Below are 13,264 nucleotides of genomic sequence, written 5' to 3' on the forward strand. Positions count from 1 at the left end.
TGAACAATCGTGTCAATACAGCGCCGCGTTCGTATTCTGGCGCATGCGTAACGGACGTGGTGCTGTGAGTGCTCCCTCGGTCGTCGTTCTCGACTACGGCTCGGGCAACGTACGCTCCGCCGTCCGCGCCGTCGAGCGTGCCGGCGCCTCGGTCACGCTGACCGCGGACATGGACGCGGCGATGGCCGCCGACGGTCTGCTGGTGCCCGGCGTCGGTGCCTTCGAGGCGTGCATGAAGGGCCTCCGGGCGATCCGTGGCGAGCGCATCATCGCGCGGCGGCTCTCCGGCGGCCGGCCCGTGATGGGGATCTGCGTCGGGATGCAGATCCTCTTCGAGACCGGCATCGAGCACGGCGTCAAGACCGAGGGCTGCGGCGAGTGGCCCGGCGTCGTCGAGCGCATTCAGGCGCCGATCGTGCCGCACATGGGCTGGAACACGCTCGAGGTGCCTTCGGGCTCCTCGCTGTTCGCGGGTGTCGAGAAGGAGCGGTTCTACTTCGTCCACTCCTACGGGGTCCGTGACTGGACCCTGGTCACCAACGACCGCACCGTCGCGCCGCTGGTCACCTGGGCCGAGACCGGGCCGGATTCTGGGCCGGACTCTGGGGCCGGCGACCGGTTCGTCGCGGCCGTCGAGAACGGGCCGCTCACGGCCACCCAGTTCCACCCGGAGAAGTCCGGGGACGCCGGCGCGGCGATCCTGCGCAACTGGGTCCTGTCGCTGAAGGCGACATAGTGTCCCGCACCTCGATTCCGGACCGCAAGTCGCACGCTGCGCACGCACCCTTCGACAAGCTCAGGACATCGCCTCGCTGCGTTGGCGTCGCTCGACTGTGCACATGGTTGGCACCCGGTATGCCGTCGCGACGCCGCGTTGCGATGCACGCATGCATCGCACGCCTCACGGCACGGCCTCTCGGACTGGGACACTAGATGGCCAAGACCGGAGCCCGGGCGAAGGCCCGCGCCGAGCGCGAGCGGCTGGCCGCGGCCGCCGCCGAGGAACGGGCCGGCCGGCAGGCCAGATCGGCCGAACGGCAGGCCCGGAGGCAACGGCTGACGGGGTGGATCCCGGCTCGCCGGCCACGGGCGAACAGTGCGCTCGCGGAGCGCCGGCGGCGCAACGTACGCATCCTGGTTGTCGTCCTTCTCCTCCTGAACGCGCTCGTCTATCTGATCACCGAGGACGTCGGCACCGTGGTCTTCGCAGGCGTAGCGTCCGTGCTGGTCGCGCCCGTGGTCTACACGCTGCTGTTTCGCCGCTAAGGTGGCCGGATGGCCAAGACGACCTGGACCGACGCGGATCCGGCGGACTTCGTCGGCGCCGTCGAGCATCCCGGCAGGCGACGGGACGCGGCCACGCTGCTGGACCTGATGCGGCGCGCCACCGGCGTCGAGCCGCGGATGTTCGGGACCGCGATCGTGGGTTTCGGCGAATACCACTACAAGTACGCCAGCGGCACCGAGGGCGACGCCCCGGCTGCGGGTTTCTCGCCGCGCAAGGCCGCATCGGTCGTCTACCTCAACGACGGGATCTCGGCCCATGAGGAGCTCCTCGGCCGCCTCGGTCCACACACCACAGGCGTCGGCTGCCTCTATCTCAAGGACCTGGCCGCGGTCGACCTGGACGTTCTCGAGGAGATCGTCAGCCGCTCGTACGCCACCCTGACCACCGGCACCTACGGCAAGCGCGCCGCGCAGGGATGAGCCCTCGCGCCATCGCTCCTATGGCACAGTGAGCGGCGTGATCATCATCGCCGGTTCGCTCTACTGCAACGCCGAGGACCGCGGCGTCTACCTGACGGCGGTCGCCGATGTCGCTCGCGCAGCGCGTGAGGCGCCGGGGTGTCTCGACTTCGTCCAGGCCGCCGACCCGATCGACGTCGGTCGCATCAACGTCTATGAGCGCTGGGAGTCGGACGCCGACGTCGAGGCATTCCGGGTCTCGGGCGGCGACGAGGACGGGCCGGAGCCGCCCGAGCTAACGGGTGCGGACGTACGCAAGTACCGCATCTCCGCGGTCGAGAGCCCGTAGTGCATGACGCCGGTCGTCGCGGCGCGTGATGCGGCAGGATGACCGTCGTGATCGACGACTTCGCGAAGGCGCATCTGCACGACAAGCTGCGTGGCGTCCGAGAGGCGCTGGTGTGGAAGCTGGAGGGGCTCTCGGACCATGACGTCCGCCGCCCGATGACCCCGACGGGCACCAATCTGCTCGGCCTGGTCAAGCACAACGCCCTCTCCGACGCGCGCTACTTCGGCGAGGTCTTCGGCCGTACGCCGCCGGTCGATCTTCCGCCGTGGGACACCGCCGGCTGGTGGGGCGCCACCCATCGGGCCACGGAGCACGAGACCCGAGCCGATGTTCTCGATCTCTACCGCCGCGTCGGGACACACGTCGACGCCACGATCGAGGCGCTCCCGATCGATGCGCCCGGCTACGTACCGTGGTGGGAGGAGAAGGTCATGCTCTTCAACATCATCGCTGCCCGCCTCTGCGACGCCACCCGTCACGCCGGCCACGCCGACATCCTCCGCGAGACCATCGACGGCTCGGTCGGTGTCGACCGCGAGACCGCTCCGCCTCACGACAGGGGTTGATGGGCCGACCGCTGTGCCGAGATCGAGCACTCCACTCGGGCAGCGGGCGACCACGTCGAGTCTTGATCTGGTGACGACACGCCGCCGCGTCGGCGTGTCGCGCCGGGATCACGCTCCCTCGTGGCCGGTGGCCGGTCACCAAGCCCGCCACTCGCACGAGCGTGTACGGTCGCGAACCGTGAGCCTGCACACCGGAGCGCTGGGGACCGACGACATCGGATGGGTCTGGGATCTCTATCGGCTGACTCTCCACGCAGACCATGCGGAGGCCACCGGCCGGACGGACGATGAGCTGTACGCCGCACAGCTCGCAGCGCTCGCGACCGGTTCGGTCTCTGTTCTGCTCGATGGCGACGGTGCGCGCGTCGGGTTCATCCGGGTCACCGACGACGGGCCCGACCTCACCATCCGGGACCTAGCCATCCAGCCTGACCAGCAGGGTCGCAGCTTTGGCAGTGCGGCCGTCGCATCGGTCGCCACGCGTGCGGCCGCGGTCGGGCAGGACGTTGTGCTCCGGGTCCTGCATGCCAATCCACGCGCTCGGAGCCTCTACGAGCGACTCGGATTCGAGGTCGACGAGGAGCGCAGCCGATCCACCCAGATGCGGCTTCGTGCACCGGGGGTGCACAGGTGGGCGATCCCCGAGCGTGAGTACACGCGACAGGAGAGCCGGCGCGGCCGACGCCATGCGTACGAGGGCCTCGACCCGGCCACGACGGCGCTGGTCGTCGTCGATCTCGTGCCGTTCTTCTACGAGGCGAACGCGACGTGCTACGCGATCACCCCGAACGTACGTCTGCTCGCTGATGCTCTCCGCGATGCCGGCGGCGCTGTCGCGTGGGTCGTGCCGGGCGACCCCGGACAGACGGCCTGGGCGCGTGAGTTCCTTGGGGACGAGGTGGCCGAGCTGTTCCGGCGCAGCGGCGGGACCGGGCCGGTCGCGGGTCGGCTCGGGCCGGGCCTCGATGCACGCGAGGACGACATGCTCGTCGAGAAGACCGCGACCAGCGCGCTCTTTCCGGGCAGCTCGACGCTGGACGACCAGCTTCGGGAGCGTGACATCGAGACCGTGGTCGTCACCGGCACGCTCACCGAGGTCTGCGTTGCGGGAACGGCACGCGACGCAGCAACGCTGGGATATCGCACGCTCGTGGTCGCCGACGCCACGGCGGGTCGCGACGACGAGTCCCACAACGCGACCCTGACGACGATCTATCGCACCTTCGGCGACGTACGCCCCACCGACGATGTCCTCGGGCTGATCGCCGCTGGAGGTAGTGTCGCAACATGACCACCTACGAGGTCTCCAGGTCTGCGGTGCTGCCGTGCGACATCGGGCGGGCTCATGCCCTGATCGACGACTTCCGAGAGTGGCCGGCGTGGTCGCCCTGGGAAGGGCTGGACCCGGACATGTCGCGTACGTATTCGGGCACGGACTCGGGGGTCGGTGCGCGCTATACGTGGTCGGGCAACAAGCGCGCGGGCGCGGGCGCGATGGAGATCACCGCGTCGAGCCCCGAGCGAATCGAGGTCGCGCTGGAGTTCCTGAAGCCGTTCAAGAGCCGGAGCACGGTGGGCTTCGATCTCGTCACCGTCGACGGCGGCACGCGGCTGACCTGGACCCACGCCGGCTCGGTGGGCGGTGTGGTGGGCCTGATGGCGAAGGTCTACTCGATGGAGAAGGCCATCGCGCCGGATATGGAGAAGGGACTGGCCAACCTGAAGGCTCTGGCCGCGCGTCCCGCCGACCCCAGGTGACCTGGCTAGAGATCGCGCAGGTAGGGGCGCCGTCGCGAGCGTCGCGAGACGGGTGTGCTGGCAAGGCGGAGCCTCGAAGGCGGTCTGGTTGCACCATCGAGGGGCGACAACGCAGCCAGCGCGCCCGTATCGCGGCGCGTAGCAGGCGGCCCTACCTGCGCGATCTCTTACTCACCGACCGGGCAGCTGTTCGAGCCGGTCGAGACAGTCTCGCCAGCCCTGCGCGTAGCCCTCGGTCTCCGCGGCGCCGGTGCTGTGGACGACGCGTACGACGGTGCTGTCATCGACAGCGGAGAAGGTGACGGTGACCGAATCCTCGGGGCCGTCGTCGATGCCGTCGGTGAGCCACACCCAGGTCATCATCAGGCGCTGCGGAGCGAGGATCTCGGTATAGGTCCCGCGCGCACCGATCCCCGCGGAACGGCTCTCGAAGCGGTAGCCGCCTCCGGGGCGTACGTCCAGGTCGTAGGTGGTGTCGGCGAACATCGGCCACCACCACGCGGCCAGCTCGCTCGGGTCGGTCCAGGCCTGCCAGGCCCGTTCGGGAGTCGCCTTCACGATCGTCTCGGTCACGACTTCGGTCATCTGTCCTCCAGGTGGTCGGTATAGCGGTGCATCGCGCCGGCCCAGTGAGCTCGGGTGCGTTCGACCCAGGTCGCCATGGCGTCGAGGCCGCGTGGATCGAGGGTGATCTGGGTGACGCGGCCGGTCTTCGTCTTGGTCACCAGACCGGCTGAGCCGAGGACCTTCAGGTGCTTGTCGACGGCTGGGAGTGAGAGGTCGAGGTGCTCGGCGAGCGCGGACATGCTCACCGGACCCTGAGCGACGCGCTCCAGCAGCCTCCGGCGTGGTGCGGAGGAGACTGCGTGCGCGACTTCATCGATCGAATACTTCACCAAAAGGAAAAGTATCTGCCAGGCGTGTCGACGTCAACCCGAAACCGATTGCGTACGCAGCCCTCCTCGCCCTACGTTGCCGTTCATGACACCTCGGCGGTTCGGGATCTGCATCGACGCCAACGACCCTGACCGGGTCGCGGAGTTCTGGGCGGCGGTGCTCGACCGCGAGATCGAGCACGGCGGCGAGGAGATCAGGCTGCTGCCACGGGCGGACGACGACTTCAGGATCCGGTTCCTGCCCGCCGAGGCGCCGAAGACGCTGGAGAACCCACACCACCTTCACCTCACCAGCAGCCTGGCCGAGGACCAGCAGCGAACCGTGGACCGGCTGATCGAGCTCGGAGCCGCCCATATCGACGTGGGGCAGACGCCGGACGAGGACCACATCGTGCTCGGCGACCCGGAGGGCAACGAGCTGTGCGTGATCCCGGCCGGCAACAGCTGGCTGGAGGGAACCGCCTTCCTCGGTGAGGTCGCCGCTGACGGGTCGCGGGAGACCGGGGTCTTCTGGAGCGAGGCACTCGGCTGGCCGCTGGTGTGGGACGAGGACGGCGAGACAGCGGTCGCGACACCGTCGGGCAGCGCCAAGGTCGCCTGGGGCGGTCCGACCCCGGTGCCGCGTGGGCCCCGCGATCGGTTCCGCTTCGACCTGATCGCACCTGGCGGCACCGACCCGGACGACGAGATCCGTCGCCTCGTCGGGCTCGGGGCCACGCCGGTCGCTGGGACGTACGACGACGGGCGGTGGGCGAGGATGCTGGATCCGGACGCCTTCGAGTTCGAGGTGCTGGCGCCTCGCTGAGCGTGTTCCTTCGTCAAGGTATGCAGCCGAAGGGCCGCTTCCCGTGCGGAGGTCCGCGAGGGATGTGTTCGCTCGTCTGCATACCCTTCGACAAGCTCAGGACACCGCCATGATGGAGGGACCGTCTCGCCGCCGGATGGCGGGGCATGGGTGGTGGCGTACAGAACATAGGATCGTGCTCATGGGTGACTACCTCGAGCTCCTGCCGGCCGTCGATGTGAAGGGCGGGCAGGCGGTGCAGCTGGTCCAGGGCGTGGACGGGTCGGAGAAGCGGTTCGGCGATCCGTACGAGGCGGCGCTGCGGTGGCAGGAGACCGGGGCCGAGTGGATCCATCTGGTCGACCTCGACGCGGCCTTCGGGCACGGCAACAACCGCGACATCCTCGCCGGGATCGTCGGCAAGCTCGACATCAAGGTCGAGATGAGCGGCGGGATCCGCGATGACGAGTCCCTCGAGGCCGCGATGGCGACCGGATGCCGGCGCGTGAACATCGGCACCGCGGCGTTGGAGCACCCGGAGTGGACCCGGCAGGCGATCGCGACCTATGGCGACCGGGTCGCCGTCGGCCTCGACGTACGCGGCCGCACCCTCGCGGCTCGCGGCTGGACCAAGGAGGGCGGCGACCTCTACGAGACGCTCTCCCGCCTCGACTCTGAGGGCTGCGCGCGCTACGTCGTCACCGACGTCAACAAGGACGGGATGCTCCAGGGCCCGAACCTCGACCTGCTCCGCGCGGTCTGCGAGGCCACCGAGCGGCCGGTCGTGGCGAGCGGGGGAGTGACCACCATCGACGACATCGAGGCGCTGATGGGTCTGGTCGAGGTCGGCGTGGAGGGTGCGATCGCCGGTACGGCGCTCTACACCGGGTCCTTGGACCTCGCCGAGGCGCTCGATCTCACCCTCGGGCGGCCGCGCGGGGACCAGTCATGAGTCAGCGCCAGCGAGCGAGGATGGGCCTCGTGCCGTCGCGTCCGTATTCTGGCGCTTGCGCTACGGAGGTGGCGGGATGAGTGAGCGTCAGCGAGCGAGGATGGGCCTCATACCGTCGCGTCCGTATTCTGGCGCTTGCGCTACGGAGGTGGCGGGATGACCCTGGCCGTACGCGTCATCCCGTGCCTCGATGTCGACGCCGGTCGCGTCGTGAAGGGGATCAACTTCAAGGAGCTGCGCGACGCCGGCGACCCGGTGGAGCTGGCCGCGACGTACGACAAGGAAGGTGCCGACGAGCTCACCTTCCTCGATATCTCCGCCTCCCACGAGGGGCGGGCGACGACGCTCGAGATCGTCACGCGCACCGCTGAGCAGGTCTTCATCCCACTCACCGTCGGCGGCGGGATCCGCAGCGTCGACGACGTGGACCGGATGCTTCGCGCCGGTGCGGACAAGATCGCGGTCAACACCGCGGCCATCGTGCGCCCCGAGCTGATCGCAGAGATCGCCGAACGGTTCGGCAACCAGGTGCTGGTGCTCTCCGTCGACGCCCGGCGGGCGCCGGGGACCGATTCCGGTTTCGAGGTCACGACCCACGGCGGTCGCAGGTCGGCCGGGATCGACGCGATCGAGTGGGCGGCGAAGGCCGTCGAGCTCGGTGCCGGCGAGATCCTGCTCAACGCGATGGACGCCGACGGGACCGAGGACGGTTTCGACCTCGACCTGATCAAGGCCGTACGCAGCGAGGTGACCGTCCCGGTCATCGCCTCCGGTGGTGCGGGGAAGGCCGAGCACTTCCCGCCCGCGGTGGATGCCGGCGCGGATGCTGTCCTCGCGGCCACCATCTTCCACTTCGGCAAGGTGCGCATCGGCGAGGTCAAGCAGGCGCTCTCCGGCGCTGGCGCGCCCGTTCGCTGACGGGATTGCCGGGGCCCCGCGGCACTTTCCCGCCATGGCGGGAATGCCGCGCCTGCCGGTCGGTCTGCCCGGCAGAACCCCGCCATGGCGGGAAGGTGCGGCGCCTGCTGGTTGGTCTGCCCGGTAGAACCCCGCCATGGCGGGAAAGTGCGGCGCCTGCTGGTTGGTCTGCCCGGTAGAACCCCGCCATGGCGGGAAAGTGCGGCGCCTGCCGGTCGGTCTGCCCGGCAGAACCCCGCCATGGCGGGATTCTGCTCCCCCCATCGGATAGCTCGAGGCGGTATCGCACACCTGGGTTGCGTGCGCCGACACCGCACGGCGCGTCGCCGGGACAGGCTGGCCTGGCGCATTTTCCCGCCATGGCGGGAAAATGCCGCGGACCCGCGCGGACACGCCGCGCAGACTCCCGCCATGGCGGGAATCTGCGTCCTAGCGCGGACAACTAGCTCAGCAGCGAGCTCGGGATCTGCCCGTGGCGTACGCGCTGGGGGTGGTTGCCGACATCGAGATAGGCGAGCTCCTTGCCCGTCTCGAAGTCGATCACGGCGACCGCGTCGGCATCCGAAAGCGACGCCCAACAGGTGTTGCCGAGGCCCTCGGTGGTCCAGTAGGGCTTGCCGTAGTAATGGCCGGTGGTCTCCTCGTCCAGCGTCTTGTAGTCACCGGTGGAGCGGTCGACCATCGCGACATAGTCGTCCATCGTGCCCGCGGCGCACAGCGTCTCACCCTCGGAGTCGATCGAGAGCCCGTGGTGAGCGGAGTCGTTGACATAGAGCTCGCGGGGCAGCTGGGTGCGCTTGGGGAGCGGGATGACACGCGTGACGGCGCCCGTACGCGGCTCCTCGACGGAGCCGGTGGAATAGCCGACCTTGCCGTCGATGTCGGCCGCCTGGGTGTCGAACTCGACGATCCCGTGCAGGAAGGACATCTGGAAGTAGATGAACCGCTCACCCGGCGCGACCGCCATCGGCCGGACCGCGGAGGAGATCGAGGCGTAGCCCGCCTCCTCCAGCTCCTTGCCCATCTCCCAGCGCTGGGAGATCTCGAAGCTGGACTCCTCGACGATCTCGAACCAGCGGTCGCCCTTGATCGCGTCGTGGATCGGACCGATCTTGATAGGCGGGAGCAGGTCCGTGCCGGGGATGCTGCCGAGGCCGAGCTGGTCGAGATTGAGCAGCGGCAACGAGTCGAGGGAGAGCTCCTTCTGGTCGCCGGGCAGGTAGACGCGGCCGATGGACGCGTGGAAGATGCGTGAGCCGTCCTCGGAGTAATTGTTCTCGTGAGGCGTCTCGCCGGACTCGAACGTACGCAGCCGCTCGCCCGTCCGCGGGTCGCCCGCGCCGCCCATCCAGTATTCGTGCACCGAGCGGGACGTCGAGTCCGAGACCAGCAGCTTGGTGCCGTCGGGGGAGAGCCCCATGTGGTCGGTGCGGTGACCGTCCATCTGCTGCTCGACGACGACCGAGTCCGGCGCGCCCGCGAGCGCCTTCTCGATGTCGATCCAGACCACGTCGGCGAGGCTGGGACGTGAGACCGCCAGGAGCTTGCCGTCGCGGGTGGTGAACATGTCGTCCACGAGCTGGTCGTTGCCTTCCCCGGGGCCGTAGCGGACCAGGTAGTACATCGCGAGGCGCTCGGGGTCCTTACGGATCTCGGCGAGCTCCTCGTCCTTGTCGGGCACCAGGTCGATGTCCTTGCGCAGCACCTCGAGGGACCGCGCGTCGACGATCGAGGCCGTGCCGTCCCAGTTGTTGCCGACGACCATGACGTCTCGCAACTCCGGGTTCGCGCTCGCGCTGTCTGCCGGCGCTGCTGCCGTGAGCGAGAAGACGAAGAGCACGGCGACGGTGACTGCTGCTGCGCGACGCATGTCAGGGACCTCCTGGGGGATTCGGTTATCTATGACAAAACGTCACGGGACGTACAAAAGTTACGGAGGTCACGCTCGGAGGAGGATCGGCTGGGTCCGCTTCGACCCAGCCCCTGGAAGCGGATTCAGAAGCCGAGGCTGGCGTTCTCCAGCCGGGTGATCTTCTCCGCGGGGCCGTCGAAGGAGAGCCCACGCACCTCGTGGCGACCGAAGCAGAAGAGGAGCAGCTCGCCGATGGGGCCGGTGATGGTGACCGGCTCCTCGCCGGGGCGCAGGGTGACGGTGGTGGTGCCGTCGGTGATCACGAGGGGTACGCCGGCGGCTCGGACGAGGCCCTTCCCGAGCACTCGCAGGGTGCGCCAGAGGTCTCGCTCGGCGGAGGTGGGCAGCGTACGCGGCTCCCAGCCGGGCTGGGCGCGGCGCAGGTCCTCGTGGTGGACGAAGAACTCCACGGTGTTGACCAGCTTGTCGACCGGGTCCAGCGCGAACGGCGTCCACTTCGGGTCGCGGAGGCGGGCGGCGAGCGTCTCGAGCCCCTCGGCGGCGTACGCGGCCTCTGCCTTCCTCAGCATGGGCTCGAGTGGCGCGAGGAACATGCCCGGCGCTGCCCACGGGCGGCGCTCCCGCACCAACAGGTGGATCAGCAGGTCCTTGACCTCCCAACCTTCGCAGAGCGTCGGGGCACTTGGCCCGAGAGAGACGGCGGTGTCGCACAGGGCAAGGCGTTCGGAGCGCGCGAAGGAAGGCACGACTCGCACCCTATCGAGTGACGGTCGCAAATAAATTCGTCGCATCAGCAGGCCTGACCTAGGCTTTACCTGAGATGAGCGACGAGGATCCAATACCCCAGCGGACGACTGCGACCGACGGGTTCAAGGTTCTCGGAGTGGCCATCCGGCGCGAGTGGGCGGTCTTCACACTCTCCACTCTCGGATCCGCGCTCTTCGGGGCGCTGACGGTCGCCGACGCCTGGGTGCTGGGCTGGTCGACGGACCATGTGCTGGTGCCGGCGCTGCGAGATGGCGAGATCGGCGCCGGCTGGCTCTGGGCGGTGGTCGGGCTCTTCGTCGCCGTCGCGATCCTGCGGGCGGTCGGGGTGGTGGCGCGACGGCTCGGTGCCGGGGTGATGCAGTTCCGCATGCAGGCGCACTCGCGCCGCGCGGTCACCCGGCAGTATCTCGCCCTTCCGCTCGCTTGGCACCACCGGCACCCGACCGGCCAGCTGCTCTCCAACGCCAACTCCGACGTCGAGGCCTCCTGGGCACCGATCGCGCCGCTGCCGATGGCGATCGGGACGCTCGCGATGATGGTGATCGCGGTCGCCCAGATGTTCGTGACCGACGTGGTTCTCGCGTCCGTGGCGATCCTCGTCTTCCCGGCGGTCGTGGTCGCCAACCTGGTCTTCCAGCGGTTCACCTCGCCGCTGATCACCCGCGCCCAGCAGCTGCGTGCCGAGCTCTCCGGGATCGCGCACGAGTCCTTCGACGGCGCGCTCGTGGTCAAGACGCTGGGGCGTGAGGCCGAGGAGACCTCCCGCTTCCAGGAGAAGGCGCAGGAGCTGCGCGACGTCAACATCCGTGCCGGCCGGCTCCGCGCCGCGTTCGACCCGGTCCTGGCCGCGCTGCCAAACATCGGGGTCCTCGCCGTGCTGGCAGTGGGCGTCGGGCGTGTCGCCGGCGGCGCCGCCGCGCCCGGCGATGTCGTCCAGATCGGCTTCCTGCTGACCATCGTGGCCTTCCCGATCCGTTCCTTCGGATGGCTGCTGGGCGAGTTCCCGCGCAGCGTGGTCGGGTTCCGGCGGGTGCAGCGTGTCCTGGACGCGACCGGGAGACTTGTGTACGGCCCGGCGCGGACGCGCCGCGAGCCCACCGGCGCGCGCGTGGCGGTCGACGGTGTCGGCTATGCGTACGCCGACGGACCGACGCTCCTCGACGGCGTCGACTTCGTGGTCGAGCCGGGCAGGACCGTCGCGGTCGTCGGCGAGACGGCATCGGGCAAGAGCACCCTGACCATGCTGCTCGCGCGGCTGGTCGACCCCGACACGGGCCGGATCACCCTCGACGGCACCGACCTGCGCGACCTGGCCGCGGGGGAGTGGGCCCGGGTCGCGGCCGTGGTGCCGCAGACCGCCTTCGTCTTCGACGACTCCGTACGCGGCAACGTCACCCTCGGGGCCGACCTCACCGACGACGAGGTCTGGTCCGCGCTCAAGGCTGCCCAGGCCGACGGCTTCGTCACCGCGCTGCCCAACGGCCTCGACACCACCCTCGGCGAGCGTGGCGCGAGCCTCTCCGGCGGTCAGCGGCAGCGCCTCGCGCTCGCCCGGGCGCTGGTGAGACGCCCGCGGCTGCTGGTCCTCGACGACGCGACCTCGGCCGTAGACCCGGAGGTCGAGCAGCGCATCCTTTCCGCTCTCCGCGACGGCGCCGGTGACACCAGCCTGGTCGTGGTCGCCTACCGCAAGGCCACGATCGCCTTGGCCGACGAGGTCGTCCACCTCGAGGACGGCCGGATCCGCGACCGTGGCACCCACACCGAGCTGCTGGCTCGCGATGACTCCTACGCCCGCCTGGTCAACGCCTACGAAACCCCCGAGATCGCCCCCGAGATCGCCCCCGAGATCCCCCAGGAGACGGCCCGATGACCGCCACCCTCGAGCCCGAGGCCCGGGTCGGCAGCGGCGAGGAGCTCGGCGCCATCGAGACCATCCGCCTCGGCATCAAGCACTCCCCGGAGCTGGTCGAGGGCATCCGCCGTACGTTCGCGCTCGCCGTGGTCGCGAGCGTGGGTCAGGTCGTCGTACCCGTCGTGGTCCAGCAGACCCTCGACAACGGGCTGAGCGGCGAGGGCGGGCCCGATCTCGGCTATGTCATCCGCGCCGGCCTCGTCGCGGCGGTCGCCATCGCGCTCACGGGCTGGGCGTCGTTCCTGATGACGAGCCGCCTCTTCACCGCGGCGGAGCGGGGCCTCTCGACGCTGCGTACGAAGGCGTTCCGGCACGTCCACGACCTGCCGATGCTCACCCAGTCCACCGAACACCGCGGGGCGCTGGTCTCGCGGGTGACCAGCGACGTCGACCAGGTCAGCCAGTTCATCGTCTTCGGCGGGCTGCTCTTCATCGTCAGCATCGGGCAGATGCTGATCGCGACCGTCGTGATGGTGGTCTACTCCTGGCAGCTCGCGATCCTGGTGTGGCTCTGCTTCGGTCCGCTCTTCGCGAGCCTGCGGTTCTTCCAGCGCAAGCTGTCCGCGGCCTACACGCTCGCCCGCCGCCAAGTCGCGAAGATGCTCTCCGCGGTCTCCGAGCCCGTCGTCGGCGCGGCCGTGGTGAAGGCGTACGCAGTCGAGGACCGCACCCAGGCGCGCATCGACCGCGAGATCGACGCCACCAGCGCCGCCCAGGTCAAGGCGCAGGCCTACACCTCGATCTTCTTCAGCCTCGGTGGTCTCTCCGGTGGTCTCGCGAACGCGGGAGTGGTCGTCGG

General features: G+C 69.5%; 16 protein-coding genes. 12 read left to right on the forward strand and 4 right to left on the reverse strand.

Going from position 1 to position 13,264, the window contains the following annotated elements; genetic code table 11:
• Positions 1-64: 64 nt before the first annotated feature.
• The 7 genes from hisH (at position 65) to ACRDPS_RS18365 (ending at position 4,359) form a co-directional block, all read left to right on the forward strand.
• On the forward strand, positions 65-736 hold the full coding sequence (gene hisH, locus ACRDPS_RS18335) for an imidazole glycerol phosphate synthase subunit HisH (RefSeq protein WP_431503097.1): 672 nt from the start codon (positions 65-67) through the stop codon (positions 734-736).
• A gap of 197 nt (positions 737-933) precedes the next feature.
• On the forward strand, positions 934-1,266 hold the full coding sequence (locus ACRDPS_RS18340; RefSeq protein ID WP_431503098.1) for a hypothetical protein: 333 nt from the start codon (positions 934-936) through the stop codon (positions 1,264-1,266).
• 9 nt (positions 1,267-1,275) lie between these two features.
• On the forward strand, positions 1,276-1,707 hold the full coding sequence (locus tag ACRDPS_RS18345; protein ID WP_431503099.1) for a DUF1801 domain-containing protein: 432 nt from the start codon (positions 1,276-1,278) through the stop codon (positions 1,705-1,707).
• 28 nt (positions 1,708-1,735) lie between these two features.
• Entirely contained in the window at positions 1,736-2,035 is a 300-nt protein-coding gene (locus ACRDPS_RS18350; RefSeq protein WP_431503100.1) for a putative quinol monooxygenase, read from the forward strand.
• A 38-nt stretch (positions 2,036-2,073) separates the two neighbouring features.
• Entirely contained in the window at positions 2,074-2,601 is a 528-nt protein-coding gene (locus tag ACRDPS_RS18355; protein ID WP_431503101.1) for a DinB family protein, read from the forward strand.
• A gap of 178 nt (positions 2,602-2,779) precedes the next feature.
• Positions 2,780-3,892: an isochorismatase family protein gene (locus ACRDPS_RS18360; protein WP_431503102.1), complete on the forward strand. Its 1,113-nt coding sequence runs from the start codon at positions 2,780-2,782 to the stop codon at positions 3,890-3,892.
• The gene (locus ACRDPS_RS18365; protein WP_431503103.1) at positions 3,889-4,359 is read left to right on the forward strand and encodes an SRPBCC family protein; all 471 of its coding nucleotides are present in this window, start codon (positions 3,889-3,891) and stop codon (positions 4,357-4,359) included. The genes ACRDPS_RS18360 and ACRDPS_RS18365 overlap by 4 nt, the downstream gene beginning before the upstream one ends.
• Positions 4,360-4,530: 171 nt before the next feature.
• On the opposite strand, the gene ACRDPS_RS18370 is transcribed toward ACRDPS_RS18365, so the two are convergent.
• A complete protein-coding gene (locus ACRDPS_RS18370) occupies positions 4,531-4,944 on the reverse strand; it encodes an SRPBCC family protein (RefSeq protein WP_431503104.1) in 414 nt (137 codons plus the stop codon).
• Positions 4,941-5,255: an ArsR/SmtB family transcription factor gene (locus ACRDPS_RS18375; RefSeq protein WP_431503105.1), complete on the reverse strand. Its 315-nt coding sequence runs from the start codon at positions 5,253-5,255 to the stop codon at positions 4,941-4,943. The genes ACRDPS_RS18370 and ACRDPS_RS18375 overlap by 4 nt, the downstream gene beginning before the upstream one ends.
• 85 nt (positions 5,256-5,340) lie before the next feature.
• Here ACRDPS_RS18375 and ACRDPS_RS18380 point away from each other — a divergent pair, with 85 nt between their 5' ends.
• The 3 genes from ACRDPS_RS18380 (at position 5,341) to hisF (ending at position 7,909) form a co-directional block, all read left to right on the forward strand.
• A complete protein-coding gene (locus ACRDPS_RS18380) occupies positions 5,341-6,060 on the forward strand; it encodes a VOC family protein (protein WP_431503106.1) in 720 nt (239 codons plus the stop codon).
• A 181-nt stretch (positions 6,061-6,241) separates the two neighbouring features.
• Positions 6,242-6,991 (forward strand): bifunctional 1-(5-phosphoribosyl)-5-((5-phosphoribosylamino)methylideneamino)imidazole-4-carboxamide isomerase/phosphoribosylanthranilate isomerase PriA, encoded by a 750-nt coding sequence (priA, locus tag ACRDPS_RS18385; protein WP_431503107.1) that lies wholly within the window; start codon positions 6,242-6,244, stop codon positions 6,989-6,991.
• Positions 6,992-7,147: 156 nt separating this feature from the next.
• Positions 7,148-7,909: an imidazole glycerol phosphate synthase subunit HisF gene (gene hisF / locus ACRDPS_RS18390; protein WP_431503108.1), complete on the forward strand. Its 762-nt coding sequence runs from the start codon at positions 7,148-7,150 to the stop codon at positions 7,907-7,909.
• Between the two features lie 442 nt (positions 7,910-8,351).
• Here the strand turns inward: hisF and ACRDPS_RS18395 are convergent, their stop codons facing one another.
• Together ACRDPS_RS18395 and ACRDPS_RS18400 are read right to left on the reverse strand one after the other, a co-directional pair.
• Entirely contained in the window at positions 8,352-9,779 is a 1,428-nt protein-coding gene (locus ACRDPS_RS18395) for a YncE family protein (protein ID WP_431503109.1), read from the reverse strand.
• Between the two features lie 125 nt (positions 9,780-9,904).
• Positions 9,905-10,528, reverse strand: coding sequence for a TIGR03085 family metal-binding protein (locus ACRDPS_RS18400; RefSeq protein WP_431503110.1), 624 nt, complete (start codon positions 10,526-10,528; stop codon positions 9,905-9,907).
• Between the two features lie 74 nt (positions 10,529-10,602).
• Here ACRDPS_RS18400 and ACRDPS_RS18405 point away from each other — a divergent pair, with 74 nt between their 5' ends.
• Entirely contained in the window at positions 10,603-12,423 is a 1,821-nt protein-coding gene (locus ACRDPS_RS18405; protein ID WP_431503111.1) for an ABC transporter ATP-binding protein, read from the forward strand.
• The coding region (locus ACRDPS_RS18410; RefSeq protein ID WP_431503112.1) for an ABC transporter transmembrane domain-containing protein at positions 12,420-13,264 on the forward strand (845 nt) is incomplete at its 3' end. The genes ACRDPS_RS18405 and ACRDPS_RS18410, both read left to right, overlap by 4 nt.

Origin of the sequence: Nocardioides sp. (assembly GCF_050699375.1) — a bacterium.
In the GTDB taxonomy this organism is placed as follows: domain Bacteria; phylum Actinomycetota; class Actinomycetes; order Propionibacteriales; family Nocardioidaceae; genus Nocardioides.

Bases quoted from the DNA above. Each gene is read 5' to 3' on its own strand.
- priA (WP_431503107.1), top strand. From the start codon at position 6,242: ATGGGTGACTACCTCGAGCTCCTGCCGGCCGTCGATGTGAAGGGCGGG.
- ACRDPS_RS18345 (WP_431503099.1), top strand. From the start codon at position 1,276: ATGGCCAAGACGACCTGGACCGACGCGGATCCGGCGGACTTCGTCGGC.
- ACRDPS_RS18340 (WP_431503098.1), top strand. From the start codon at position 934: ATGGCCAAGACCGGAGCCCGGGCGAAGGCCCGCGCCGAGCGCGAGCGG.
- ACRDPS_RS18405 (WP_431503111.1), top strand. From the start codon at position 10,603: ATGAGCGACGAGGATCCAATACCCCAGCGGACGACTGCGACCGACGGG.
- hisF (WP_431503108.1), top strand. From the start codon at position 7,148: ATGACCCTGGCCGTACGCGTCATCCCGTGCCTCGATGTCGACGCCGGT.
- ACRDPS_RS18370 (WP_431503104.1), bottom strand. From the start codon at position 4,944: ATGACCGAAGTCGTGACCGAGACGATCGTGAAGGCGACTCCCGAACGG.
- ACRDPS_RS18380 (WP_431503106.1), top strand. From the start codon at position 5,341: ATGACACCTCGGCGGTTCGGGATCTGCATCGACGCCAACGACCCTGAC.
- ACRDPS_RS18395 (WP_431503109.1), bottom strand. From the start codon at position 9,779: ATGCGTCGCGCAGCAGCAGTCACCGTCGCCGTGCTCTTCGTCTTCTCG.
- ACRDPS_RS18365 (WP_431503103.1), top strand. From the start codon at position 3,889: ATGACCACCTACGAGGTCTCCAGGTCTGCGGTGCTGCCGTGCGACATC.
- ACRDPS_RS18355 (WP_431503101.1), top strand. From the start codon at position 2,074: ATGACCGTCGTGATCGACGACTTCGCGAAGGCGCATCTGCACGACAAG.